This is a genomic window from Roseburia sp. AF20-18LB, from assembly GCF_003461185.1.
GTDB lineage: Bacteria > Bacillota > Clostridia > Lachnospirales > Lachnospiraceae > Roseburia_C > Roseburia_C amylophila.
In genome coordinates this window covers 240,386-264,005 of sequence record NZ_QTWP01000002.1, presented here as the reverse complement: position 1 = coordinate 264,005, position 23,620 = coordinate 240,386, and the positions used below count along the sequence as shown (strand labels likewise).

At 37.1% G+C, this 23,620-nt stretch carries 16 protein-coding genes; 15 read left to right on the top strand and 1 reads right to left on the bottom strand.

The window, feature by feature from the left end; all coding sequences use genetic code 11:
* Positions 1-114 precede the first annotated feature (114 nt).
* Positions 115-663, bottom strand: coding sequence for a helix-turn-helix domain-containing protein (locus tag DWX65_RS05905; protein ID WP_118173041.1), 549 nt, complete (start codon positions 661-663; stop codon positions 115-117).
* Positions 664-785: 122 nt separating this feature from the next.
* Here DWX65_RS05905 and DWX65_RS05900 point away from each other — a divergent pair, with 122 nt between their 5' ends.
* The 15 genes from DWX65_RS05900 (at position 786) to DWX65_RS05825 (ending at position 23,584) form a co-directional block, all read left to right on the top strand.
* Entirely contained in the window at positions 786-1,916 is a 1,131-nt protein-coding gene (locus DWX65_RS05900; RefSeq protein WP_118173040.1) for a relaxase/mobilization nuclease domain-containing protein, read from the top strand.
* A gap of 44 nt (positions 1,917-1,960) precedes the next feature.
* A complete protein-coding gene (locus DWX65_RS05895) occupies positions 1,961-2,554 on the top strand; it encodes a hypothetical protein (RefSeq protein ID WP_118173039.1) in 594 nt (197 codons plus the stop codon).
* 195 nt (positions 2,555-2,749) lie between these two features.
* Positions 2,750-2,935, top strand: a complete 186-nt coding sequence (locus DWX65_RS05890; RefSeq protein WP_199535036.1) for a helix-turn-helix domain-containing protein — start codon at positions 2,750-2,752, stop codon at positions 2,933-2,935.
* Positions 2,936-2,954: 19 nt separating this feature from the next.
* On the top strand, positions 2,955-3,806 hold the full coding sequence (locus DWX65_RS05885; protein WP_118173038.1) for a DNA adenine methylase: 852 nt from the start codon (positions 2,955-2,957) through the stop codon (positions 3,804-3,806).
* Between the two features lie 19 nt (positions 3,807-3,825).
* Positions 3,826-5,688: a hypothetical protein gene (locus DWX65_RS15490; RefSeq protein WP_118173037.1), complete on the top strand. Its 1,863-nt coding sequence runs from the start codon at positions 3,826-3,828 to the stop codon at positions 5,686-5,688.
* Between the two features lie 14 nt (positions 5,689-5,702).
* A complete protein-coding gene (locus DWX65_RS05875) occupies positions 5,703-7,661 on the top strand; it encodes an LlaJI family restriction endonuclease (RefSeq protein WP_118173036.1) in 1,959 nt (652 codons plus the stop codon).
* Positions 7,662-7,745: 84 nt separating this feature from the next.
* A complete protein-coding gene (locus DWX65_RS05870) occupies positions 7,746-10,775 on the top strand; it encodes an SIR2 family protein (RefSeq protein ID WP_118173035.1) in 3,030 nt (1,009 codons plus the stop codon).
* 35 nt (positions 10,776-10,810) lie between these two features.
* The gene (locus DWX65_RS05865) at positions 10,811-12,355 is read left to right on the top strand and encodes an ATP-binding protein (protein ID WP_118173034.1); all 1,545 of its coding nucleotides are present in this window, start codon (positions 10,811-10,813) and stop codon (positions 12,353-12,355) included.
* A 156-nt stretch (positions 12,356-12,511) separates the two neighbouring features.
* A complete protein-coding gene (locus DWX65_RS05860) occupies positions 12,512-16,222 on the top strand; it encodes a hypothetical protein (protein ID WP_118173033.1) in 3,711 nt (1,236 codons plus the stop codon).
* Positions 16,212-16,526, top strand: coding sequence for a hypothetical protein (locus tag DWX65_RS05855; RefSeq protein WP_118173032.1), 315 nt, complete (start codon positions 16,212-16,214; stop codon positions 16,524-16,526). The genes DWX65_RS05860 and DWX65_RS05855 overlap by 11 nt, the downstream gene beginning before the upstream one ends.
* Before the next feature lie 310 nt (positions 16,527-16,836).
* Positions 16,837-17,688: a BglG family transcription antiterminator LicT gene (gene licT / locus DWX65_RS05850; protein ID WP_117946301.1), complete on the top strand. Its 852-nt coding sequence runs from the start codon at positions 16,837-16,839 to the stop codon at positions 17,686-17,688.
* Positions 17,689-17,811: 123 nt separating this feature from the next.
* Positions 17,812-19,698, top strand: coding sequence for a beta-glucoside-specific PTS transporter subunit IIABC (locus tag DWX65_RS05845; protein WP_117841277.1), 1,887 nt, complete (start codon positions 17,812-17,814; stop codon positions 19,696-19,698).
* 70 nt (positions 19,699-19,768) lie between these two features.
* On the top strand, positions 19,769-21,196 hold the full coding sequence (locus tag DWX65_RS05840; protein WP_118173031.1) for a glycoside hydrolase family 1 protein: 1,428 nt from the start codon (positions 19,769-19,771) through the stop codon (positions 21,194-21,196).
* 506 nt (positions 21,197-21,702) lie between these two features.
* Positions 21,703-23,034 carry a uracil-xanthine permease family protein gene (locus tag DWX65_RS05830; protein ID WP_118173148.1) on the top strand — a complete coding sequence of 444 codons (1,332 nt, stop codon included), beginning with the start codon at positions 21,703-21,705 and terminating at the stop codon, positions 23,032-23,034.
* Between the two features lie 13 nt (positions 23,035-23,047).
* Positions 23,048-23,584 carry a TIGR00730 family Rossman fold protein gene (locus DWX65_RS05825; protein ID WP_118088172.1) on the top strand — a complete coding sequence of 179 codons (537 nt, stop codon included), beginning with the start codon at positions 23,048-23,050 and terminating at the stop codon, positions 23,582-23,584.
* The last annotated feature ends 36 nt before the right edge of the window (positions 23,585-23,620 follow it).

Sequence of the window (23,620 nt, the reverse complement as noted above, 5' to 3'; positions counted from 1 at the left end):
CTTGGAATGCTTGCATTCCACAGACAGCAGTTTTCTATTCCTATAGGGCGAACGCCCTCCATCGAGATGTAGCGAAGCGGAATCGAGATGGTGCACAGCGGATGGCATTATGTTCTATGCATGAGGCCAAGTTATTTTCCACTCAAAATATTCATTTGGAGAAATCTCTCCGTTATTTAATTTCGTTTTCATTTCACACCATTCCGAAAGGAAATCATTTACCAATCCATATTCAAAAGTTAATGCAACAGGTGCACCTGCACAGTCATAATCATCTTCGTTATAAGTTGGTCTGGCTGTTTCAGATGGCTTTGCCGGAGTCATTGCAGTTAAGTGAATCAGATTGCCGGGAGCAGTGTACTCAGGAAATCTTGTACCTTTTCCTCTTGCTGGAAGTGAAGCTGCACTTTCTTCAAGCCAGAAAAGTATTTCAATGATATCCTCTGCAGCACCAAGGCTGTAATCAGAAATAGCTTTGTAATTGCAGTGCAGTGCATCGGCGAGCTTCAAAATCATATCTTCGCCGGGAATACGTGCACCAGTTTCGTATTGTGATATACGGACTGACATATTTTTTCCTTCAAAGCCAAGAGCACCGCCTAGATCATCCATTGTCATTTTACGGAACACCCGTATTTTCTTTATTCTTTCACCTATTGTCATAGTGTAGTTACCTCCATTTTGTGATCCTATATGGACTGTTGAACACAGTATAACACGAAAAAATGAAAAGGGAAGTTTTTCTATACGAAGACATTAGAAAAAGTTCTTGACAATTCAATACCATAGGGTATATTCAGAATCCGGATAAGACGGAACAATGTCATCTGGTGGGCAGTGTCAACTGCCTGCCGGATACTGCATATGAGCAGATGCTGGATACAAAGAGCTTATATGGTAAATCGGGGAAACGACAGGGATATCATGTAATTATATCATTTCCGCCGGAAGAATCGGTAACACCGGAACAGGCAAAAATTGTTGCGGAAGGTTTTATAGGAGACATTCTAAACGGTGAATATGAAACAGTTTATGGTATTCATACGGATAAAGAACACACTCATGTGCATATTATTTGGAATAGTGTGAATTTGGTTACAGGACAGAAATATAATTCACCGAAAGGCAACTGGAAGCATCATTTGCAGCCAGCTACAAACAAGTATTGTGAGATGTTTGGACTGGAAATTATGCCGGCAGAATATGCTAAGGAACCTGTAAATATGTCCAAGGAAAAGTGGGAGTATGAGCAGAGTTTCAAAGATTATATTTTAGATAATGCAAGACTTTGCCTTTCCTATGCAGGCAGTTTAGAGCATTTTATTTTTCTGATGAAAAGGATGGGGTATGAGTTTAAGGGGAGAGATTATTTGAGCGTAAGAATTCCAGGGATGAAACTTTATCATCGATTGGATAAGTTAGATACTATCTTTTCAAAGGAAGAATTGCCCGCAATTCTGAAATATGGTTATGGTCAGTATTACAGAAGGTACAATACGAAAAGTGTTCTGTATGTGAAACGTGCGAATTTGACGCCCTTACAGAAGAAGTATTATGCGAAAATGTATCGTTTGGGGCTGATAGAAAAGAAGTGTTATCAATATCGTTCGGCAGATATGGCAAAGGAAATTAGGCGAATGCAGTTTTTACAGGAGCAATACCTTTTTATTTGTAAGAATGATATATCGAGTGTTACCGACCTTATGCGATTGCATGACGAAGCAAAGCAGACTTTAGCAGAAGTAGACAGTCAGCAGAAGGAGATTTACAAAGAACGTTATGTCCGTAAAAGGAAATGCAAGACTGTGGAAGACTTCAAGGAATATCAAATCTGGAATTCGGAAAGTGCTAATGAACTTGATAATCTTAAAGCTGAAAAGAAAAGGGCGAAGAGTGATATGCATATGGCTATGTAGATGAAGCGGAGGAACTTGACTATGGCGCTGAGGAAGTCGTTCCTATGATGTACAATTATCAGAAGAGAGATATTACGGAGGAGTTTGGAATTGTAGAGAATACGGATAGGGTTGTGGAAGAACAACCTGTAGATGTTGCAGAACCTATGTTGGAGGATGAAGCATATGATATTCGGGGGCCGGAATACGGAACTTATGCGGTTTCTGATGAAACGGATAAAAGAGAATTTGATGTTGAAGAATATGATACGCTTGAAGCGGTTACGACTGTGCCGGAAACTGTTATTAATGAGTCTGTTGATTTAGAGGATTTGAATGTGTATGTAAATGAGACGGCTGAACAAACTATAGAACAACGTGCTGATGAGATTGCCGAAGTGATTCGGAAATCTTATACGTCATATGATTGTCTGTCAATTATGGATAAAGCGAGAATATTTAAGTTTAGGATTGATGATAACCGTTATAATCTGCAGTTGCATGGATTGGTGTTGAAAGAGTTGGGGCTTAATCTGTATGGTGCAGAAGTATATGAAGACTATCAAAGTATCTATGAGGAAACGATGAAGAAAGCGGAGAAGCAGAATGCGGATGATGAACGTAGGTATGGTGATAAGAAGTGGGTGAGAGGGAGGTGATAAGTACCTCCCTCTTGTTTATATATGCAGAAATACAAGGCAATAATATAGTTTATTAATTTGTTTGTAACAACTAATAAATACCACTAAATCATACTTAAAACCTAAAATTCCAGTTGAGAAATGTGAGCATATGTATTACAATAGAATATATTGGGGTAATTATGCTCATTTCTAGAAAGCGGAGGAAAAGTAATGTCAGAAATGAATGAAAAATGGTCGAGCTTAGAAGAGACAGCAGAATACTTAGGCGTAACTAAAGATACGATAAGAAGTTGGATAAAGAAGACAGATATTCCAGCTCATAAAGTAGGTAGACTTTGGAAATTTAAATTTTCCGAAGTTGATGAATGGGTTAAAAGCGGAAAGAGTGCGCTGTAGAGTGAAAGGTAGATAAAATATGAGAACGTTAGTTAAATATAGAGGTGGAAAAAGTCGAGAACTTCCAGAGTTCAGGCAGTATATTCCTAATGAATATGAAAGATATATTGAACCATTTTTGGGCGGCGGTGCAGTGTTTTTTGACCTAGAGCCAGAACATGCAATTGTAAATGACATTAATGCAAAACTCATGAATTTTTATGCTGAAGTAAGAAATAATTATGATGAACTTGCTGCGGAGCTAGGGGCACTTCAGCTGATATATGATGAAAATCAAGCGGCATATAGAAGAGAAAAGTTATTGTCACCAGATGTTAGGGTCGAAAACAGAAATGAAGAGTTATACTATAGGATAAGAAATATGTTTAACGGATTGATGGATAGAGAGTATTTAGAAGGGACGATTTACTATTTTATCAATAAGACAGCATATTCAGGGATGATACGTTATAACAAAAATGGGGAATATAATGTACCATTCGGTAGATATGTAAATTTTAATACGCAGATAGTTACCAAAGATCATAGTCGTTTACTACAACAGGCGGAGTTGTTTAATGTGGACTATGAAAATATATTTGAAATGGCTGGAGACAGAGATTTTATGTTCTTAGATCCGCCATATGATTGTATATTTAATGACTATGGTAATATAGATATGCAAAATGGATTTGATGAAGAAGAGCATCGTAGGTTAGCAAATAATTTTAGAAATTTACAGTGTAGAGCGATGATGGTTATAGGAAGAACACCGTTAACTGAGGAACTTTACGGAGGCTTAATACGACACCAGTATCCTAAGAGATATGCAGTAAATATAAGAAATCGATTTAACGCGGAAGCTATGCACATTGTTGTGACAAATTATTAACCAAAAGGAGATGAAATATATGGCTATGACATCTACAAAGATTATCAGAGATTTCATTGATGCAAATATTAAAGAATTTGATAGAACGTTATTAGAAACAAAAAGTGAATACATCGGGAAATTAGATAATAAAAATACAGATATTGTTGCGCTGCCCTCGGGAGAAGAAGTGGTGGTAGGCTATGTGGATATTGGTATAACCGGAACTGATAGATCAAAGCCACAAATTCGTGTATTTATGGACAAAACAAGAGAGGCTTATCAATATGCTAAAGATAATCAGAAAAGATTTTTCTTATTAACAATTTTTTCAAAAGAAAACGCAATGGCTAAGAATATTGTTAATTATGATCCACATGATTATATTTTGGCTATAGAAACAAATATTGACAATGAAACATCGAGAAGAGATTTGAGAAGTATGTTTGATTATTTGGACTCCTATATTGCGAAAGGAAAAGAAAGTAATTTTGTTAGATGTGCCAATGGATGTCATCAGTCCGGAATATATCAAGCAGCATTTATTAAGATTAGAGAGAATGGTGTCGATAAACCGGATACTCTTATAAATTACATTACATATTTTGATAGTAGACCCTATATGAACAGTATAACAGATGTTGTGTCTGTGGAGCAGAAAACAGAGGATGATGTATATAATCGTATAGTTTTCGGAGCCCCGGGAACAGGTAAAAGTCATCGTCTTGAATTGGATAGCAAATGTTTTGGAAATAATGTAGAGCGAGTGACATTCCATCCTAGTTATTCGTATGCAAATTTTGTTGGTACTTATAAACCTACTATGACAAGGAACGATCTTGATTGGTTAACTGATGATGAAAAGAAGAAAGTTATAGCAATTTTGCAGGACAAATCTAAGACAGCACAGGAAAAATATGATTTGCTATATGATAAGTTTAAAGGTGAAGGTCTGACAAGATTACCAATATTGTTAGGCATATATACGGATGAGGTATTTAAAACAAAAAAAGTGGATGGGACAGATACTGATAATACCGTGGAGAGAAATCATGGAAAAGCTATTAGACCGTATTTGAATTTGCAACCTGGAAATGGCGGTAAAGAAATATCTTATGAATATGTTCCGGGACCTTTCATGAGAATATATACACAGGCAATAAATCATCCAGAAGAGAAGTATTTATTGTTAATTGAAGAAATAAATAGAGCAAATGTTGCAGCAGTATTTGGAGATGTGTTCCAGTTGCTCGATAGAAAAAGTGGAGTGAGCGAATATCCAATAGCAACAAGTGAAGATATAAAGGTATTTTTAATGAACAATTTGGAATGCTTGAAAGGTAAGAGAATAGATGAATTTTCAGACGAAGAGAGTAGGTTGTATCAGGAGATGCGAATTCCCAATAATATGTTTATCTGGGCAACTATGAATAGTGCTGATCAAGGTGTATTTCCGATGGATACAGCATTTAAACGTAGATGGGAGTTTGAATATATAGGTGTTGATGATGAAGCAAAGGAAGTTGAAAAATATATCATCCCTATCGGAGATAAGGAGCATCGTAGATATGTGAAGTGGAATGATTTGCGTGAACGTATCAATGATATTTTATCATCTGACGACTGTAAAGTTAATGAAGATAAATTATTAGGGCCTTTCTTTATCTCGAAAAGTATGTTGGAGAGTGCTTGTGAAAAAGAAGATAGATTCATAAAGGCATTTGAAAGTAAAGTTATTATGTATCTGTTTGAAGATGCTATGAAAATGCGTCCGGCAAATATATTTAAAGGACATAAAGGAAAAATGATTTTCTCTGAAATATGTAAAACATTTGAGGAGAAGGGCGAAGGATTGTTCGGAATCAGTGATATTGAGTATATTGAAAAAGAAGGACAAGAGTAAAGAGGTGATGACACATGGCGAAAGGTTTCTTTCGGGAACTAAAACATTATAAACTGAATGAGATTTCGATAGAACTTGGTATTGAAATGGAAGAAACAAAACGTCTTGTGGGAATTCTAAAAAAGTATGGAATTGTAAAGGCGGTTAAGGCAGCAAAACCTGAATACGAGGATCTGTCTAATCAGGATATTGTACTAACAGATGTTGTGGAAAATAATATTGAAATTCAGTATGTATTTGATTTTGTGGGGGTTGTGATGGTAGAGGAGTATGTATTTAAATGTTATCCTAAATACATATCCTCTACGATAGAACTTACTGAGCAATTGAAGAAGGTATTGAAAGTCATCAAGAAATATAATGACAAAGAGCAACTTGTGTATTTGTATAATGGCGAAGAGGATAACAAGATATTTAATCGTTTAGCAGTTTCATTACATTTATTGGAAGAGTATTTTCAATATGGGCTTTATACGAATCAACATGATGTTATTGAAACAAATGGAGAGGGCGAAATTTTATGGGACAAGACAATAAACGAAACATTTGCTTTGATTCAGAACAATCGTCCATATTATGTGGAACTTCAAACACAGAACGCAGTAGATGATGAGATGGATTATATCAAAAGATTGCATGAATGCGTATTAACACAGTGTGCATTGGAGTTGAAAGAAACTGGTATTTTGGAACTTTTTGATATAGCAGAGGTTGAACTTACAGGTGCGCAGCTAGATGATTTTGGTGATGTTGATTATATTAAGTATCGGCTGGAGCAGGAGTTACGGATACAGTTTGTGACAAGAAAGCAGACACTGCTGAAAACAATTTATACATATATTGCAAATGATAAGGCAAATCAGGATGATTTGAATTTCAGTTTGTATGGTACAAATAGTTTTAATTTGGTATGGGAAAAAGTATGTGCAGAAAATTTTGGAAGTGTGTTGGATAAAAAACTATATGAACTTCCTCTTGGCTTGTCTGAAGACTATGAAGCAAGTAAAAATGAGAAGTTGATAAGTATAATAGATAAACCGCAGTGGCATAAAAATAATCCGTATGTTACCGATGGAAAAGTAGATACTTTAAAACCGGATTTAATATGTATATATCCATGCGATGATACAGAATATTGTTTTGGCATATATGATGCAAAGTATTATTGTATAGATTTTAATGAGGTTAATGGGAAATATAAAGTGACCGGGCAACCGGGTGTTGGCGATGTTACTAAGCAGTACCTATATCAACTTGCGTATGATGATTTCATTACAAAACAGGGATATAAGTATGTACAGAATATGTTTTTTTGCCCGCAGGAATTGGCTGAGCCAGATTATGGATATGTGGAAATGAAGATGCTACACAATATCGGGGATAAAACCTTAGAAAATATTGCCGTTGTAAAATTATGTGCTGAAGAAATGTATGATTTATATCTACAAAACGAAAAGGTAAAGGATCCTACAACATATATTCCGGCCGTAGCGGTTAAAAGAGTTTATAGTACAAATTTTGCAAATCGTATGATGGCATACTTGCGAGGAATTACTAAAGCTAGTCAAGCAGCAGAAATTAAAATGGAGATGAAATCGGATAAAGGAAAGCTTATATATCCGAAACAGATAAAGAGGGAACTTGGAGCTAAATTAATATATGACGCCATATGCCCTATTGCTACGGGAGCATTTTATGGTTTCAATCCATATGAAAAAGAGTATGGAAACATGGTTGCTGAAGACATGGGTAATTCATATGAAAAATGTGAACAGATTGCATTGGTTGCCATAGAAATAGAAAAACATATAAAAGAACTGTCAGAGCAAGAGCTGAGGGATGAAACAATAGTGAAAGTGATTTTACAGCATTGCTTTGATGATAAGGAAGATATATCAGCGATGGCAAAAGGGAATAGCTTAGATAAGCTTGTAGAGAAGGTAATGGAATTGATACGAGAAGTGTATTTGTAGAAGAATAATAAGTTGAACAAAGTTGCATTTAACAATGTGCGCATGTGGATATCTTTAAAATAACATAATATCAGGAGGAAAAATATGAGAACAATGGACACCAATACATTTGTGAATAGTTTTAAGATTAAGCCTAATAAAAGTATGTCTTTCCTTCTGGGAGCAGGGGCATCAGTATCATCAAATATACCGTCTGGCGGACAAATGGTGTGGGACTTCAAGAGGAACTTGTATTGTGCTGCACACAATGTAAGAACTAATGTGTACGGAGATTTATCAAAAGAAAGTGTACAGAAAGAGATTCAGGCATACTTTGATGGGCAAGAGGGATATCCAGAATTGTGGTCAACTCAAGAATATTCTTTCTATTTTGAAAAGTGTTATCCTTTAAGACGAGATAGAGAGTATTATATTCAAGATAAAGTTCGAGATGTAAAACCGGCACTAGGATATTTGTGTATGGGTGAATTAATAATTAATGGGAAGATTGATTTGGTTTCAACTACTAATTTTGATGATTTAGTACAGGCGGGTATTCATGCTATTGATTCGGGAATCTCAATTAAAACTATTTCCTCAGCCGTTAGTAATAGTGTAGGATTTTCGTTGTATGAGGGATTTCCTAATATAATAAAATTGCACGGAGATTATTTGTTTGATGAATTAAAAAATACAGAGATAGAATTACAGGAGTTAGAAGATAAAATTGCGGAAATATGGAAAGCCGCTATAAGAGAAAATGGTCTAATAATAGTTGGATATGCTGGTAATGACAACTCAGTGATGACAGTATTGGAAGGGTTGGTTGAAGCAGGAGAGATAAAAAAGGGTATATATTGGTGTAAACCCAAGGGAAAGGAGTTGGGTTTAAGAGCAAGCAATTTTATGGATAAAGCCTGTACGAGAAATGAACAATCAGCTGTTGTTGAAATTGATGATTTCGATAGTTTGATGTATAGTCTGTATGTGGCTATGAATTTGGAAAACGCTAGTATAGATAAATTGTGGAAGGATAATGATAAAAAACAAGATATTTTATACGATGCGATAGGGAGACACACTGCAACGGCGATAACTAATGCATTACCAGCAGTGCAATTCCCAAGAAAATGTTATGTGTTTAGTTCCAACATCACTTCGTGGAAAGAATTGAGAGCAACAATAAATGCTTCTTTCGTCGCTATTTTACATAAAGGAAAAGTATGGGCATTGGGAAGTAAGTGTGGAATATTAGAGGCATTTGCAGATAAAAACATTAGTGATATAGAAGAAATGGATATTCCAACATATATGATGAAATTGGAACATTCAGATATTTTGGGTATGTTTTATGAGATTATAGAATATCATTTGTTGAGTGCAGGCTTTTCTTCTTTTGGGAAAACTAAGTACTTTGATAAAGACAGCAAGCGTTTTAAGAATGGTTGCTTTGTTTATGATGCAATCAAAATAACAATATCATTTGTTGATGGCAATGTGGTTATGAATTTGTTGCCGACAGTTCATGTGTTAACAAGTAATGGAAATGAACTAAATCGGTTCGAGTATCAGAATATAGTGAACAGTGAAATGTCAACACTGTATAACAAACAGATAAATGAAAGAATAGAGATATGGATACAGAAACTATCAAAGAATGGAAAGTTACTCTTTGAATTAGGAAATGCTGTTTTAGAATTTAGCACAACACGAATGCGATTTACAGGAACAGGTAGTATTGATAAATGTTATCAAGCAAAAGAACCTGAACTCATTTTTGATTATGAAAATAATGGTTGTGTGGCAGTTAATCAATTAAAAGGATTAATTAATTATGGTCCAATAGAAGCATATGCTAATAGAAGTATCAGGTTAGCGGTGCTGTCTCCGAGAGAATGTGCAGAAGATATATGGAATCACCTAAATAAACTGAATATGTATCATGCCACAAAGTTAAAGCAGGATGGGGCATTTTTGCCTGAATATATAGGTTTTCAAAATGTATTTAGGTGCGGATTGGATATACCAAATGGAAATGATGTAAAAAGATTTATGGGATATTCATTAAGTAAAGCATTAGAGGTGGATGCTGAAAGATATTTTAATGTCATTTGTCAATATATTGATAGGTTAGAAAGAGAACGGCATCAATTTGATGTTTTGATAATTTATATACCTAAACAGTTAAGTAAAATGCGGGAGTTAAAGAACGATAAAATTTATTTTGATTTACATGACTCACTTAAAATTTATTGTGCAGGGAAGGGTATTGTTACACAAATAATAGAAGAACGGTCTGTCCATACTAATAGTGATATGGCAAAAATTATTTGGGGGCTTTCTACTGCTATATATGCAAAAGCTATAGGAAAATTATGGAAGCCTAAAGCAACAAGATATGATACAGCATATATTGGATTAAGCTATGTACAATCAGTAAAAAATAATGAAAGAATATCAATTGGTTGCAGTCAGCTATTTGATTCGGAAGGAAATGGCATGAAATTATACCTGCGTCCGTTAAAGAATCCACAGATTATACAGAAGAATCCTTATATGAGAAGTGAAGATGCTTGTCGTTTGATGAATAATTTGAAAAAAATTTATGATGAATCAATTCCTTTGCATAAACTGAATCGAATTGTAATACATAAGACAACTCATTTTACTAAGGAAGAAATGGAAGGCATAACAAAAGGTTTTGCAAGTGTAGATAATATTGAGTTGTTGCAAATTCAAGAATTTACTGCATGGAGAGCGATTAGATTTCAAAATGATAATGTCGCACCATTTCCAATTCAAAGGGGTACGGTCATTCCTCTCGATAAAGATACATTTCTTGTTTGGACACATGGCAGTGTTCAACACGAAGAATTGGCAGGAAAGAATATGAATTATTATAAAGGTGGAAGGGGAATACCAGCTCCATTATTGGTAAGAAGATTTATGGGAAAATCTTCGGCAGAAGAATTGGTAGATGAGATTTTAATGCTTACAAAAATGAACTGGAATAGTGGGGACGGATTATATAAAATTTTGCCTGTAACGCTAGATTTTGCCAAGACATTATCGAGGGTTGCTAAGCAAGATTTAGTTGTTTATGATAGACCATATGATTTTAGATACTTTATGTAATTAATTAGTTTTTGGTCAGAAGGGAAGGTACAATCATGGCAATTCTAACAAATATAAAAACATTACTATCCGGCGAAGTCGTCGAATGGGCAAGAATTGAATTTAAAGAAACATGGGATCCGGCAGCTTCCTTGAAAACTGTTTGTGCGTTTGCCAATGACCTTGATAACTGGGGCGGTGGCTATATTGTCATAGGCGTGGAGGAAGAGGATGGCCGCCCGGTATACCCGCTAAAGGGTGTGCCAGCTGAAAAGCTTGATAAATATCAGAAGGAAATATTTGCAAAATGTAAGCTTATTCGACCTGCATATATGCCGATTATTGGTGTAGAAACTTACCAGAATAAGACTTTTATAGTGATTTGGTGTCCTGGTGGTGAAACACGCCCATATTCATCTCCAAAAACAATGGATAAGGATAATAAGGAGCGTATTCACTATATTCGTAAGTCTTCTAATTCTGTGGAACCAACCGATGATGAGGAAAAGGATTTGTTTAACCTTGCAAATAGGGTTCCGTTTGACGATCGAGTAAATCATAAGGCGGAGATGTCGGATTTAAATATTACGCTTATTCAGAATTACCTGAAAGAGGTTAAAAGCTCTTTGTATGAGAAATCAAAAACGGGGGACTTTGTTGAAGTGTGCCAGGATATGAATATTGTTAGCACCTTGCCAGAATACATTAAGCCGAAGAATGTGGGTTTGATGTTCTTTAGCATGGAGCCGGACAAGTTCTTTCCGTATACCCAGATTGATGTAGTTCAGTTCCCGAGTGGACTTGGTGGTGATGATATTATCGAGAAAACTTTTAAAGGACCAATTCATCAACAACTTCGGGATGCGTTGCAGTATATCAAAAATGTTATTATAACAGAAAAAGTTGTAAAACATCCTGATAGGGCGGAAGCAGATCGTTTCTTTAATTTTCCGTATGCAGCGGTGGAGGAAGCATTATCGAACGCTGTATATCACCGTGCCTATGATGAGCGCGAGCCAATCGAGGTACGTGTTGAAAATGACAGAATAGAAATTGTTAGCTTTCCGGGACCTGATCGCTCTGTAACGATTGAAGGGTTAAAAAGCTATCGCGTATCAAACCGCCGATATAGAAATCGTCGGATTGGTGACTTCTTAAAAGAATTGCATTTAACAGAAGGTAGAAACACCGGATTCAAGAAGATTTTGGATGCTTTAGAAGCAAATGGCTCTCCAAAGCCGGAATTTGAGACGGATGAGGATAGAAGTTATTTTATAACGAGGCTGTTTGTTCATGAAGCTTTTGTAAAGGCTGTGGAAGAATTAGAAATTGTTAATATATCTGATTGTAAAATGAAAAATGAAACGAGTTTTGAAACGAGTTTGGAACAAGTTTTGGAACAGAAGAATTATAAAAAACTGGAACCGATTATTAAATGGTTAGCTAAAGAAGATATTATCAACATTCAGGAAGTAATGGAATTGACGCATAAATCTAGAACTACAGCATGGAGATATATGCAGATATTAGTTGAGTGTGGTGCGGTTGAAGCGGTGGGTAATACCAATAATGTAAGTTACCGAAAAGTGCAGATGAAATAAAGAAACTTCGCTCATAAAAATGAGCGAAGTTGAGAGAAACAATATGTAAAATTATCAGAATAGTATCAGAATCAGTAGATAAATCAGCAGAATATAAAATTTGAAGTAGATAAAGTGCATAGAAATATTGAATGAAGAAATAAAGGATTTTAGATCATGAAAGAAAAAATAAAAGATACTATAGTCGATTTATTATTAGACGGTGTTAAGGAAAAATTAGATAGTGTTAAGGAAAATTATAAATGGCAAAAGCTATTTGTTTCCACAGGGGATTTTTTTGTGAATAATCCGGATGTTTTGGTGAAATTCGAAGATGATTTATATTCCGTATTTTCAAAGGATAATCTAATTAGGATAGCGAAAAGATTAAAAGATAAGAATGGATATGATTTTTCGCAATTACTTCATAATGAGTTATATGATTTGATGGTGAGTTATGAAATTCCGATAATGGAGACAGAAACGTATATTCATCACTTTATGCAGGTTATAATAAATTATTTAGAAGAAAATGATCCGGATAAAGCATTGGAAATGTTTTTGGGTGATATGAGAAAGGAAATCGGAACTTATTTTGCTACATTAGAATCAAAATTGGAATTAGTTTTAAAGCAAATCTCAAAGTTAAATAAAGAGAAAATAACTACCTATTCAATAGCGGATATTGATGCGCAGATTAGGAGAGAAACAAAATATAAACGAATGGGACTTGATTTTTTCAAACTTGATGATGAACAATTTGAAACAAGATTCCAAAATTCTCTAAATGATACAAGGGTATATGTTGTTGGGAAATCGAGAGAAGAGACAACTTATAGAATTTTAAATGAATTAAAAAATAAGAATTCAGAAAGAATCTCATTGGTGATTAAGTCGGAGAAAGAGTGGAATAAATTACAACATTCAAATTTGTCAGGAAATATTTTGATTCCGTTTTTTTATGCAGAGAGGATAGTGGTAATTCCTAATAATACCAATATTTTTATATATGGTGAAGATGAACCTTGCTATACACAGAATAAATTGATTCTGAGAAAAAGGACAAAAAGAAATATTATAGATTCATTAGAAGAACTGGGTATAGATGCAAATGAAGCCTATAAGATGGTGGATAATACCCATGGATTATATGTGCCATTAAAGAAAAAGCTTTTTGATGGTGCGATGTATGATAAGCCAGATTGGGTAGAAGGCCATTCAGATGTGGTTATAGCTGCTCTTTTATGTGGTAAATGGACTGAAGCAACCGGAGATGTATTGGTTTTCGAAGAATTGTCTGGAAAAGCATACAGTGACTGCAAAAAAGAATTGGGAAAGTATTTACATAGAGAAAATCCATACATAGTATCGAATAATAGCTATAGAGGGAGCAATATGCAACTTGCTAGTGTAGAAGATGCATGGGAAGAGTTAGATCTTTATATAAATGATGAGATGTGGGATAAATTTATAAGTCTATTTTATGAGGTTTTGATAGAATCAGAGCCTATTTTTGAGTACCCTTTTGAAAAGCATTTTGAGGCGAGTATTTACGCAAAGAAACCAGAGTGGTCTCCAACGTTAAAAAAGGGGATGATAAGAACTCTTATTATGCGTGCGTATTATAGAGGGCATGAAGAAAATCAAAAGCAAATTGATAATATAGTAGCAAAAGTTTTGGATACTATTACCAGTAAAGAAAGATGGGGATATATTTCACAATATTTGCCAGAGTTGTGCGAAGCTTCACCGGAAAGTGTTTTAAGAAAACTAGAATCTGAAATAGAGGTATCCCAAGGTTTAATCGACTTGTTTGCAGAAAAAGGTGGAGACTTTATGACAAGTCGGCATTACTATACCAATGTTTTATGGGCCGTAGAACAACTAATTCAGCAAAAGAAATATGTTGCAAGAGCTTTAGAGTGGTTATGGGAGATAGACTCACATAATATTAAATTTAGTATAAGTAATAGCCCTAAAGGTGTGTTAGAGGTGGTCTTTTGTGCTTGGATTAATGAGAGTGCATTGACGGTTGAACAGAAAATTGAGTTAGCAAGGAATGCAATTGGACGATATCCAAATGCTTGGGATGTTATTGCATCTAAATTGCCACATGGGACGAGTTCAATATGTTTAACATTGAATACACCTAAATACAGAAGAATAGATGAACCAGAAGAATTATACGTACATGAAGTAAATAAAACATATATTGAATATCTGAGAATGTGCATTGATACAGCACACACGGACGCTGATAGATGGATTAAAATACTTCAGCATGTAAATTCTTATGATATAAAGATTCAAAAAGAAGTATTTGAAAAATTAGTGCTTATTTGTAAAAAAATGAGTGACGAGGAAAAGATTAGGGTAAAAAATGAAATCAGATATGAGATATTTAGGCATAGATATTTTGAAGATGCAGATTGGAGTATGTCAGAAGAAGTATTGTGTGAATATGAATGCGTAATGAATAAAATAGTTGTAGATGAAAAAATTTATGACTATTTGTATATTTTTTCACATGTATATGATTTTCCATTGCTGAATCCTATTCCATATTCTAAAGAAGAAAACATGGAAATACATGATAAAAATTATATATTGAGAGTGGAAGAGATTAACGCAAGAATCAAGGAATTTAAGGAGAAAGGATATTCAATAGATAGATTAATTCAATTGGCTGTGAGGGAAGAATATGACGTAGTAGGTGAAGTCCTGGCACAGTTTTATTGTGATGGGTTGTTTGATGAGAAAGTATTTTGTTCTCTAATGGCAAATGATAAAGAAGGAAAATATGTTTATGACTATGTAAGGTATCTTTATAAAAAAGGAATTATAGATTTAAGCGAGGTTATAGAAAAGGTTAAAAGTATATCTGATAATAAAAATCTTCTAACAAACTTGATTTCATTAGAATTTATAGAGGATTATGAAAATGCTCTTATTGTGAAGGAAAATGAAGATATCAAGAAGATGTATTGGAGCAGAAATGTTCGATTAAGGATATCAGATAAAGCAGAGCATAGAGTGTTTATATGGGCGATAAATGAGTGTAAAAAATATGGTTCATTCCATACATATTTAGAATTGTTGTATGATATAAAAGATAAAATTTCTGTTCAAGAATTATATAAAGCTACACTTGAAATATCTGCTATGAAAAGTGATGTTGCCAGTTCTATGACTGATTATTACCTTAAAGAAATATTTGATATTCTACAACAAACTTTTATAGATGATGATGAAAAATGTGCAGAATTAGCAACATTAGAGTGGATGTGCAGAAATGTGCTTGAATGGGAGCATATGAAATGTATGCAAAAGATTATGAAGGATGATCCGACCTTTTATGCGTTGTTAGTTAGTATTATATATAAGGCGGATGATAATGAAAATATTGACGAAGAAAAGAGAAGATTGGCCAATAAGGTTTATTCGGGTTTTGATAAAGCAAAGTTTTGCCCAACAGAAAAGGATGGGGAAGTCATATATGAAAATCTGAAAAAGTGGATAAAGAAGTTTAAAGAGCTACTGATTAACCAGAAGCAGGAAAGACTATTCGGGAATTTGGTTGGACGTTTATTGGCATATTCACCAATTGGGGAGGATGGTTATAGTCCGTGTGAAGCTGTGCGTATGATTATAGAAGAATATTACACAGATTCGTTAAAAACTGCCTATGTGGTAGCAGAAGAAAACAAACGTGGAGTGCATACGGTTGATGCTGGTAAATCTGAGCTGATATTACATCAAAGATATCAAAAGAATGCGGAAGCATTACAAGAACGCTATCCTTATACTGCAGATATATATTTTGCAATTAGTGATAATTATAAACGCGAAGCTGAATATGAAAGAAAGCGTGCAGAAGATGAATGGTAGGAAAAAATATGTAGGTGAATTGTATAGCTTTTATAGAAAAAATAGACCTATTGGAAAGGGAGGCAATGGGGCTGTGTATGAAGTGGAACTTCTATCTGATAATGGATTGGGGGTTCCTATGGTGGCTAAATTTTTTGAGTATGAAGGCACAGATAAGGAAAAAAGATATAAGAGATATAAGAACGAGATAATTGCTTTAAATGAGTTGGTCCTGTGTCAAGATTTAGCACAAAATAAAAAGAGAAGTTTTGCCAACCAGGCTGCCGGCAAACAAAATGGATGCCGCCTGTACAATACAGGATAGCATCCATGTGTTCAGCCTAGTTCATAAATATGTGTCCAGGATTCTGGGTACATATCATCCGTATGGCAGGAACATCAGAGGATTTTGTCAAAGTTCACAAAAATATTATAAATATTTTATTAAATATTCCAGATAGACAACATATATTTTTTCTGATACGATTACATACAGTTATTAAATAGTTACGAATCAGAAGGATTGTTACTGAAATATTTATTTATCGTCAGGCAAGACCTTATAGTAGTATAGGAATAGGTTTTCTATATACTGTAATGGTCTTTTTTTTGTCTGGCAGCGGGGGAACAGGAATATGGTTATCCATAAGATTTTGAATAATAATCTGATACTGTCCAGGGATGGACAGGGACATGAAGTTATTGTAAAGGGCTGCGGAATTGCCTTTCAGAAAAAGAAAGGACAGCAAGTGGAGGAGTCCAGGATCGAGAAAATCTTTACTGCGGAAAATGCCCAGATCAGCAAGGAGATACAGGGTTATCTGACTGCTATTCCGGAAAAATATCTGGATTTTGTGGGAGCTTTTGTAAATGAAGTGAAGGAAAAAGAGGGGATGAAATTAAATGACAGTATTTATTTTTCCCTTAGCGACCATATCATGGGTGCAATCTCCAGACTTGAAAACGGGATCCGCCTTCAGAATATGCTGCTTCTGGATATCAAGCAGCTTTATCATAAGGAATATGAGATCGGCTTGGAATTACTGAAAAAGGTAAATGAGATGTTCGAGGTAGATCTTTCTGCAGATGAAGCAGGATTTTTTGCATTGCATTTTGTGAATGCGGAAGACGGCGGCAAGACAGACAGCTATCAGATTTCCATTATCGTACATCAGATCCTGGACATTGTGGAGAAGTATTATGACAATATGGAATTTCAGGAGGATAATCTGTATTATCAGCGGTTTCTCACGCATCTGAAATATTTTGCCCAGAGATTCCTTCATAAAGAGCTTCACTATGATGAGAATCAGGAGCTTTTCAAGATCATCAAGGAGCAGTACAGAGAAGCTTACGGCTGTGTAAAAATGATCTATCTTATGATGGAAGAGGAATATAAATACGCTATGACTGAGGACGAAATGCTGTATCTGACGATTCATATCCAGAAGATCACAGAAGACCATAAACGTCTGAAAAATCTGTGAAAAGAGATTGTTTTATAAATTAGGTGTTAATGGATTGTTACTGAAATACGTGCCATGTGCGTATCTTTTCAGGCAAGACCTTTAATATAAATTTCAATATTTATTATTAAAGGAGGTCCCCAAATGAAAAAGGACTATGCAAAAACTGCAGACACACTGATTGCAGCGCTGGGCGGAAAAGATAATATCACCCGTCTGTTCCACTGCATGACAAGGCTTCGTTTCTATGTGAAAGACAGATCGAAGATCAACGAGAAAGAGATTTTAAAGCTTTCTGAGATCTCCGGCGTTAACTGGCATGAAGATCAGTTCCAGGTTATCGCAGGAAACGAAGTAAACGCTGTTTACAAGGCATTGGAAGACAAAGGCGTTCCTACCGATGATGCACCGGCAGCGAACTCTGACAGCTCAAAGAGTGTTGTTTCAAAAGTTATCGATGCCATCACCGGATGTATGACCCCGATGATCCCTGCCCTGACTGCAGCCGGTATGATCAAAGTTGTACTTACCCTGCTGACAACTTTTCATCTGGTATCAGAAACAAGCAGTACCTACCAGGTGATCAGTTTTATCGGAGATGTTACTTTCTACTTCATGCCGTTCCTGATCGCAGCAAATGCTGCCAAGGTTTTCCGCGTGAACCAGTCACTGGCGCTGTTTATTGCCGGTGTTTACTTAAGCCCTACCTTTGTAACTATGGTAGCTGGTGATGCGGCCATCACACTGTTTGGTCTGCCGATCACAAAAGCAACTTATTCTTATTCCGTTATTCCGGTTATCCTGATGGTATGGATCACACATTATATTGAGATTCTGGTTGATAAGATCACACCGAAAATGGTAAAACTGATCCTGAACCCGACACTGGTAATTCTGATCAGTGCACCGATCGCCCTGATCGTAGTTGGACCGATCGGAACAATTATTGGTAACGGACTTGCGGTAGCCATCAACTTCCTGTCCGTAAAACTTGGTTTCATTATTGTAGGTATCCTTGCAGCAACCTTCCCGTTCATCGTTATGACCGGTATGCACCATGCGCTGACACCGATCGGACTGAATGCCATTGCAACCGGTGGTAGCGATACACTGATCTTTGTATCTCAGGTATGCTCTAACCTTGCACAGTCCGGAGCTTCTCTTGCAGTAGCTGTAAGATCCAAGGACAGCAACATGAAACAGCTGGCAAGTGCAGCCGGTGTTTCCGCTCTTATGGGTATCACAGAGCCTGCTCTGTATGGTGTTACACTGAAACTGAAAAGACCGGTTGTAGCAGCTTCCATCGCAGCCGGAATCGGTGGTATCGTAGGAGGACTTCTTCAGGTTTCTCTTTACATTGCACAGAATTGTATCATGGCGATCCCGGCGTTTATCGGCGAGAAGGGATTAAGCAATCTGATTTATGGAATCATTATGATCGTGGTATCTTTTGTAGCTGCTTTTGTTCTTACACTTATCTTCGGATTTGAGGATGTAAAGGCTGAGACAGAGGATGAAGTACAGAACACAGATACAGAAAAACAGCCAGTACAACAGAACGCTCCGCTTGTAGATAAGATCGAGCTTTGTGCACCGGTAGCAGGAACTGTAAAAGCACTTTCCGATGTTCCGGATAAAACTTTTGCTGATAAGGTTTTAGGTGACGGAGCAGCGATCGTTCCATCAGAAGGAAAGGTTTATGCACCGGCAGATGGTACGGTGGCAAATATCATGGAGAGCAAACATGGAATCATGTTTGTGACAGAAAGTGGAGTAGAAATTCTGATTCACATCGGACTTGATACTGTAAATTTAAATGGTAAATATTTTAAATCCCATGTTTCTGAGGGAGATAAGGTAAAAAAAGGAAAGCTTCTTGTGGAATTCGATATGGATGCCATTAAGAAAGAAGGATATGATCTGATCACACCGGTTGTTGTGACCAATATTTCTGATTATATCAAAGCAGTATGCATGGAAAAAGAAGATGCAGCTGTAAATGCAGGAGATAAATTTCTGACTATTGTATAAGAATAACAACGAAACATCAGGCGGAGATAACAGATCCGCCTGATGTTTGTAAAAAGGAGAAAATTAAAAAATGAAAAATTATAACCGTATGCCGGAAAAATTTCTCTGGGGCGGAGCAACTGCTGCAAACCAGTATGAAGGCGGTTGGGATGAGGATGGCAGAGGCCCGTCCATTGCAGATGTCCTGACAGGAGGAAGTGTGGATAAGGAACGTCGTCTTACACCGCCGGCACCGTTACCGGAAGAATTTTATCCCAATCACCAGGCAACTGATTTTTATCATCACTGGAAAGAGGATATTGCTCTTTTTGCAGAGATGGGATTTAAGGTATATCGTTTTTCTATTTCTTGGTCCAGAGTGTTCCCAAACGGGGATGAGGAAACTCCAAATGAGGAAGGTCTTAAGTTCTACGACAATGTGATCGATGAGTTGAGAAAATATAACATTGAGCCGCTGATAACGATCTCTCATTATGAGAATCCCCTTCATCTTTCTCTGGAGTATGGCGGATGGAAAAACCGTAAGATGATCGATTTCTATCTTCGATTTGCAAAGGTTTTATTTGAGAGATATAAAGGTAAGGTAAAATATTGGCTGACTTTTAATGAGATCAATATGCTGACGCAGGACTTTGGTGCGGTATTCTGTGCAGGAATGCTGGACCCGAAGGATGTATGTGAGCAGAGCCGTTATCAGGCAATGCATCACCAGCTGGTAGCAAGTGCACTTGCAGTTTCCATGGCTCATGAGATCAATCCGGAGTTTATGCTTGGCTGTATGCTTGCTTATCACAATGGTTATCCATATACCTGCCATCCGGATGATATCTTATATGCACAGCAGTTTGGGCAGATCCACAATTCCATTGCCGGTGATGTTCATGTAAGAGGATATTATCCGGGATTTGCAGCGAGATACTTTGAGGAGCACGGAATCCAGCTGGAGGTTCTTCAGGAGGATAAAGAGATCCTCAAGAAGGGTACGGTGGACTTTTTCACCATCAGCTATTATTCCAGTAGCTGTGTCAGCGTGACAAAGGACGGAGAGAAAACGGCCGGAAATGGAAGTGACAATCTGAAAAATCCATATCTGAAAGCTTCCGACTGGGGCTGGCAGATCGATGCAACTGGTCTTCGCTATGTTCTGAACCAGATCTATGACCGCTATCAGATTCCAATCATGATCGTGGAAAATGGTCTTGGGGCGGTGGATCAGCTGACAGAGGATGGAAAGATTCACGATGATTACCGTATTGAATATATGCGCCGCCATATAGAGCAGATGAAGGAAGCAATCCATGACGGAGTAGATCTGATCGGCTACACCTGCTGGGGCTGTACAGATCTTGTCAGTGCCTCCACCGGAGAATTCAAGAAGCGTTATGGTCTTATCTATGTAAATAAAAATGATGACGGGACCGGAGACTTTTCCAGAATCCGCAAAGATTCTTTTTACTGGTACAAAAAAGTGATTGAATCCTGCGGGGAAGAGCTTTAACTGAATCAACTGCGAAGCAGTTATCTGGTGTAGAATTATGTGGCGAATGCGGTTGCTTTTATCCGGTTGATGACAAAATCCTGGAGTATGACAATGTACTCCGGGATTTTTTGGAAAGGTTGCTGATGCACCACTACGTCTACAGCTAACAACAGCAACACCAAGTTTTCCTTCAAACTTACCACTTCCTGCAAAAATGCTCGGTCAAGAAATGATGTAACTGTCCACTTGCCCCCGCATAATAGACTGGAGAGCCTAATACGATTCCGTCTATTGCAAGAGCATTTTTAGAGGGTGCACCGGAAGAACTTACAGCAAAGGATGGCGTTTACCGGCATATGGCAAAGACACAGCTTCAGGCAGCAGGCTGGAAATTGTAAAAAGCAGTTGACCTCCCCTTTATTCCGTCATAAGATAAAAAAGATAGCGAGTATGCTATTACGGAAATAGATAACGGAGGAAAAAAGAAAATGAGTTTTTCAGAAAGAAAAAACACAAAAGATGGTATGGCAGCAGGTCAGAAAGCCAGCGTAGATAATATTTATGCGCTGGATGGCAAAGTGCCGGTTTTAAATGCAATTCCATTTGGCTTGCAGCATATTTTAGCTATGTTTGTAGCCAATATTGCACCGATTCTGATTGTGGCAGGGGCCTGCGGAATGGATGCAAAGAATACGGCGATGATTATTCAGAGTGCAATGATGATTGCTGGAATCGGAACATTGATTCAGTTATTCCCAATCTGGAGAATCGGTTCGAGACTTCCGATTGTCATGGGAATTTCCTTTACCTTTGTATCCATTGCCTGTGTCATTGGCGGACAGTATGGCTATGGAGCAATCATGGGAGCGGTTCTTGTTGGAGGTATCGTAGAAGGTGTCCTTGGACTTTTGTCCAAATACTGGATGAAGCTGGTAACGCCGATTGTTGCAGCAACCGTTGTAACAGCAATTGGATTTTCTCTGCTTGAAGTAGGTGCAGATTCCTTTGGTGGTGGCAGCAGCAGTGCAGATTTTGGATCTGCAACCAACTGGATACTTGGAACTGTGACACTGGTATGCTGTATCGTATTTAATATTGTAGCAAAATCCTATTTCAAACAGTTATCCGTACTGTTCGGACTGATTGTAGGATATATCGTGGCACTGTGTATGGGGGTAGTTGATTTTTCTGCACTTTCCGATACAAGTCTTCTGGCACTGCCACATCTGATGCCTTTTAAAATGGAATTTCATGCAGATGCCATTATCGCATTTGTTCTGATATTTTTAGTATCGGCAACCGAGACAATCGGAGATACTTCGGCACTGGCATCATCCGGCTTAAACCGTGACGTTACTACAAAAGAAACTGCGGGCTCGCTTGCCTGTGACGGATTTGTCAGTGCATTATCTTCGGTATTTGGCTGTATGCCGATTACATCCTTCAGCCAGAACGTAGGTCTGGTTGCCATGACCAAGGTTGTAAACCGTTTTGTCATTGCAACAGGAGCTATAATTATGATTCTGGCAGGAATTTTTCCGGTAGTGGGCGCAGTACTTGCCACACTGCCAAGTGCCGTTCTGGGTGGATGTACGATTATGATGTTCGGAACTATCGTAATCAGTGGACTGCAGATGATTGGAAAATGTGGATTTTCCCAGAGAAATATCACCATATCGGCACTGTCCTTAAGTATCGGATTAGGCTTTACCCAGCTGCCGGATTTATTTGCAATCTTCCCAGACATTATCCGTTCTATTTTTGCGGAAAACTGTGTAGCAGTTGTATTCCTTACTGCCATTATTTTAAATCTTGTATTGCCTAAAAATATGGAAGTAGAACGTCAGGAAAAGTAGCAGAGGAGAGCATATGAATATAGCAGTATATTGCGGTTCATCCGCAGGAAGTAAAGAAGCATATACCATCGGTGCAGTAGCCCTTGGTATGTGGATTGCAGAGAACGGACACACGCTGGTATATGGTGGAGCTCGTGGCGGATTGATGGGAACCATAGCCAATTCCGTCTTATCCAATGGTGGGAAAGTAATCGGTGTACTGCCGCAGGTGGAATCCATTCAAAACCGCAGACACCAGTTTTTAACAGAGTACATAGATACGAAAGACATGGCAGAGCGGAAAGCGAAAATGATAGAATTAGCAGATGCTTACATCGCACTGCCGGGTGGTCCGGGAACCTTAGACGAGTTATCGGATATCATATCCCTGCAGCGTCTTCACATCAATGAGAATCCATGCATTCTTTATGATATTGATGGCTTCTATCAGCCACTGAAAGCATTTTTCGAAGAAATGCAGACCTCAGGCTTTGCAGCAAAAGAAGATTTTAACCGGGTACTGATTTCAAAGGACTTATCGGAAATTGAGACATTTATTCTGAGTCGTTGAAAGAAGATTCTGGAAAGTCAGGGCAGAGGTCAGCAA

Excerpts from the sequence above, each read along its gene's own strand:
- DWX65_RS05905 (WP_118173041.1), bottom strand. The coding sequence starts at position 663 with ATGACAATAGGTGAAAGAATAAAGAAAATACGGGTGTTCCGTAAAATG.
- DWX65_RS05895 (WP_118173039.1), top strand. The coding sequence starts at position 1,961 with ATGATGTACAATTATCAGAAGAGAGATATTACGGAGGAGTTTGGAATT.
- DWX65_RS05890 (WP_199535036.1), top strand. The coding sequence starts at position 2,750 with ATGTCAGAAATGAATGAAAAATGGTCGAGCTTAGAAGAGACAGCAGAA.
- DWX65_RS05885 (WP_118173038.1), top strand. The coding sequence starts at position 2,955 with ATGAGAACGTTAGTTAAATATAGAGGTGGAAAAAGTCGAGAACTTCCA.
- DWX65_RS15490 (WP_118173037.1), top strand. The coding sequence starts at position 3,826 with ATGGCTATGACATCTACAAAGATTATCAGAGATTTCATTGATGCAAAT.
- DWX65_RS05875 (WP_118173036.1), top strand. The coding sequence starts at position 5,703 with ATGGCGAAAGGTTTCTTTCGGGAACTAAAACATTATAAACTGAATGAG.
- DWX65_RS05870 (WP_118173035.1), top strand. The coding sequence starts at position 7,746 with ATGAGAACAATGGACACCAATACATTTGTGAATAGTTTTAAGATTAAG.
- DWX65_RS05865 (WP_118173034.1), top strand. The coding sequence starts at position 10,811 with ATGGCAATTCTAACAAATATAAAAACATTACTATCCGGCGAAGTCGTC.
- DWX65_RS05860 (WP_118173033.1), top strand. The coding sequence starts at position 12,512 with ATGAAAGAAAAAATAAAAGATACTATAGTCGATTTATTATTAGACGGT.
- DWX65_RS05855 (WP_118173032.1), top strand. The coding sequence starts at position 16,212 with ATGAATGGTAGGAAAAAATATGTAGGTGAATTGTATAGCTTTTATAGA.
- licT (WP_117946301.1), top strand. The coding sequence starts at position 16,837 with ATGGTTATCCATAAGATTTTGAATAATAATCTGATACTGTCCAGGGAT.
- DWX65_RS05845 (WP_117841277.1), top strand. The coding sequence starts at position 17,812 with ATGAAAAAGGACTATGCAAAAACTGCAGACACACTGATTGCAGCGCTG.
- DWX65_RS05840 (WP_118173031.1), top strand. The coding sequence starts at position 19,769 with ATGAAAAATTATAACCGTATGCCGGAAAAATTTCTCTGGGGCGGAGCA.
- DWX65_RS05830 (WP_118173148.1), top strand. The coding sequence starts at position 21,703 with ATGGCAGCAGGTCAGAAAGCCAGCGTAGATAATATTTATGCGCTGGAT.
- DWX65_RS05825 (WP_118088172.1), top strand. The coding sequence starts at position 23,048 with ATGAATATAGCAGTATATTGCGGTTCATCCGCAGGAAGTAAAGAAGCA.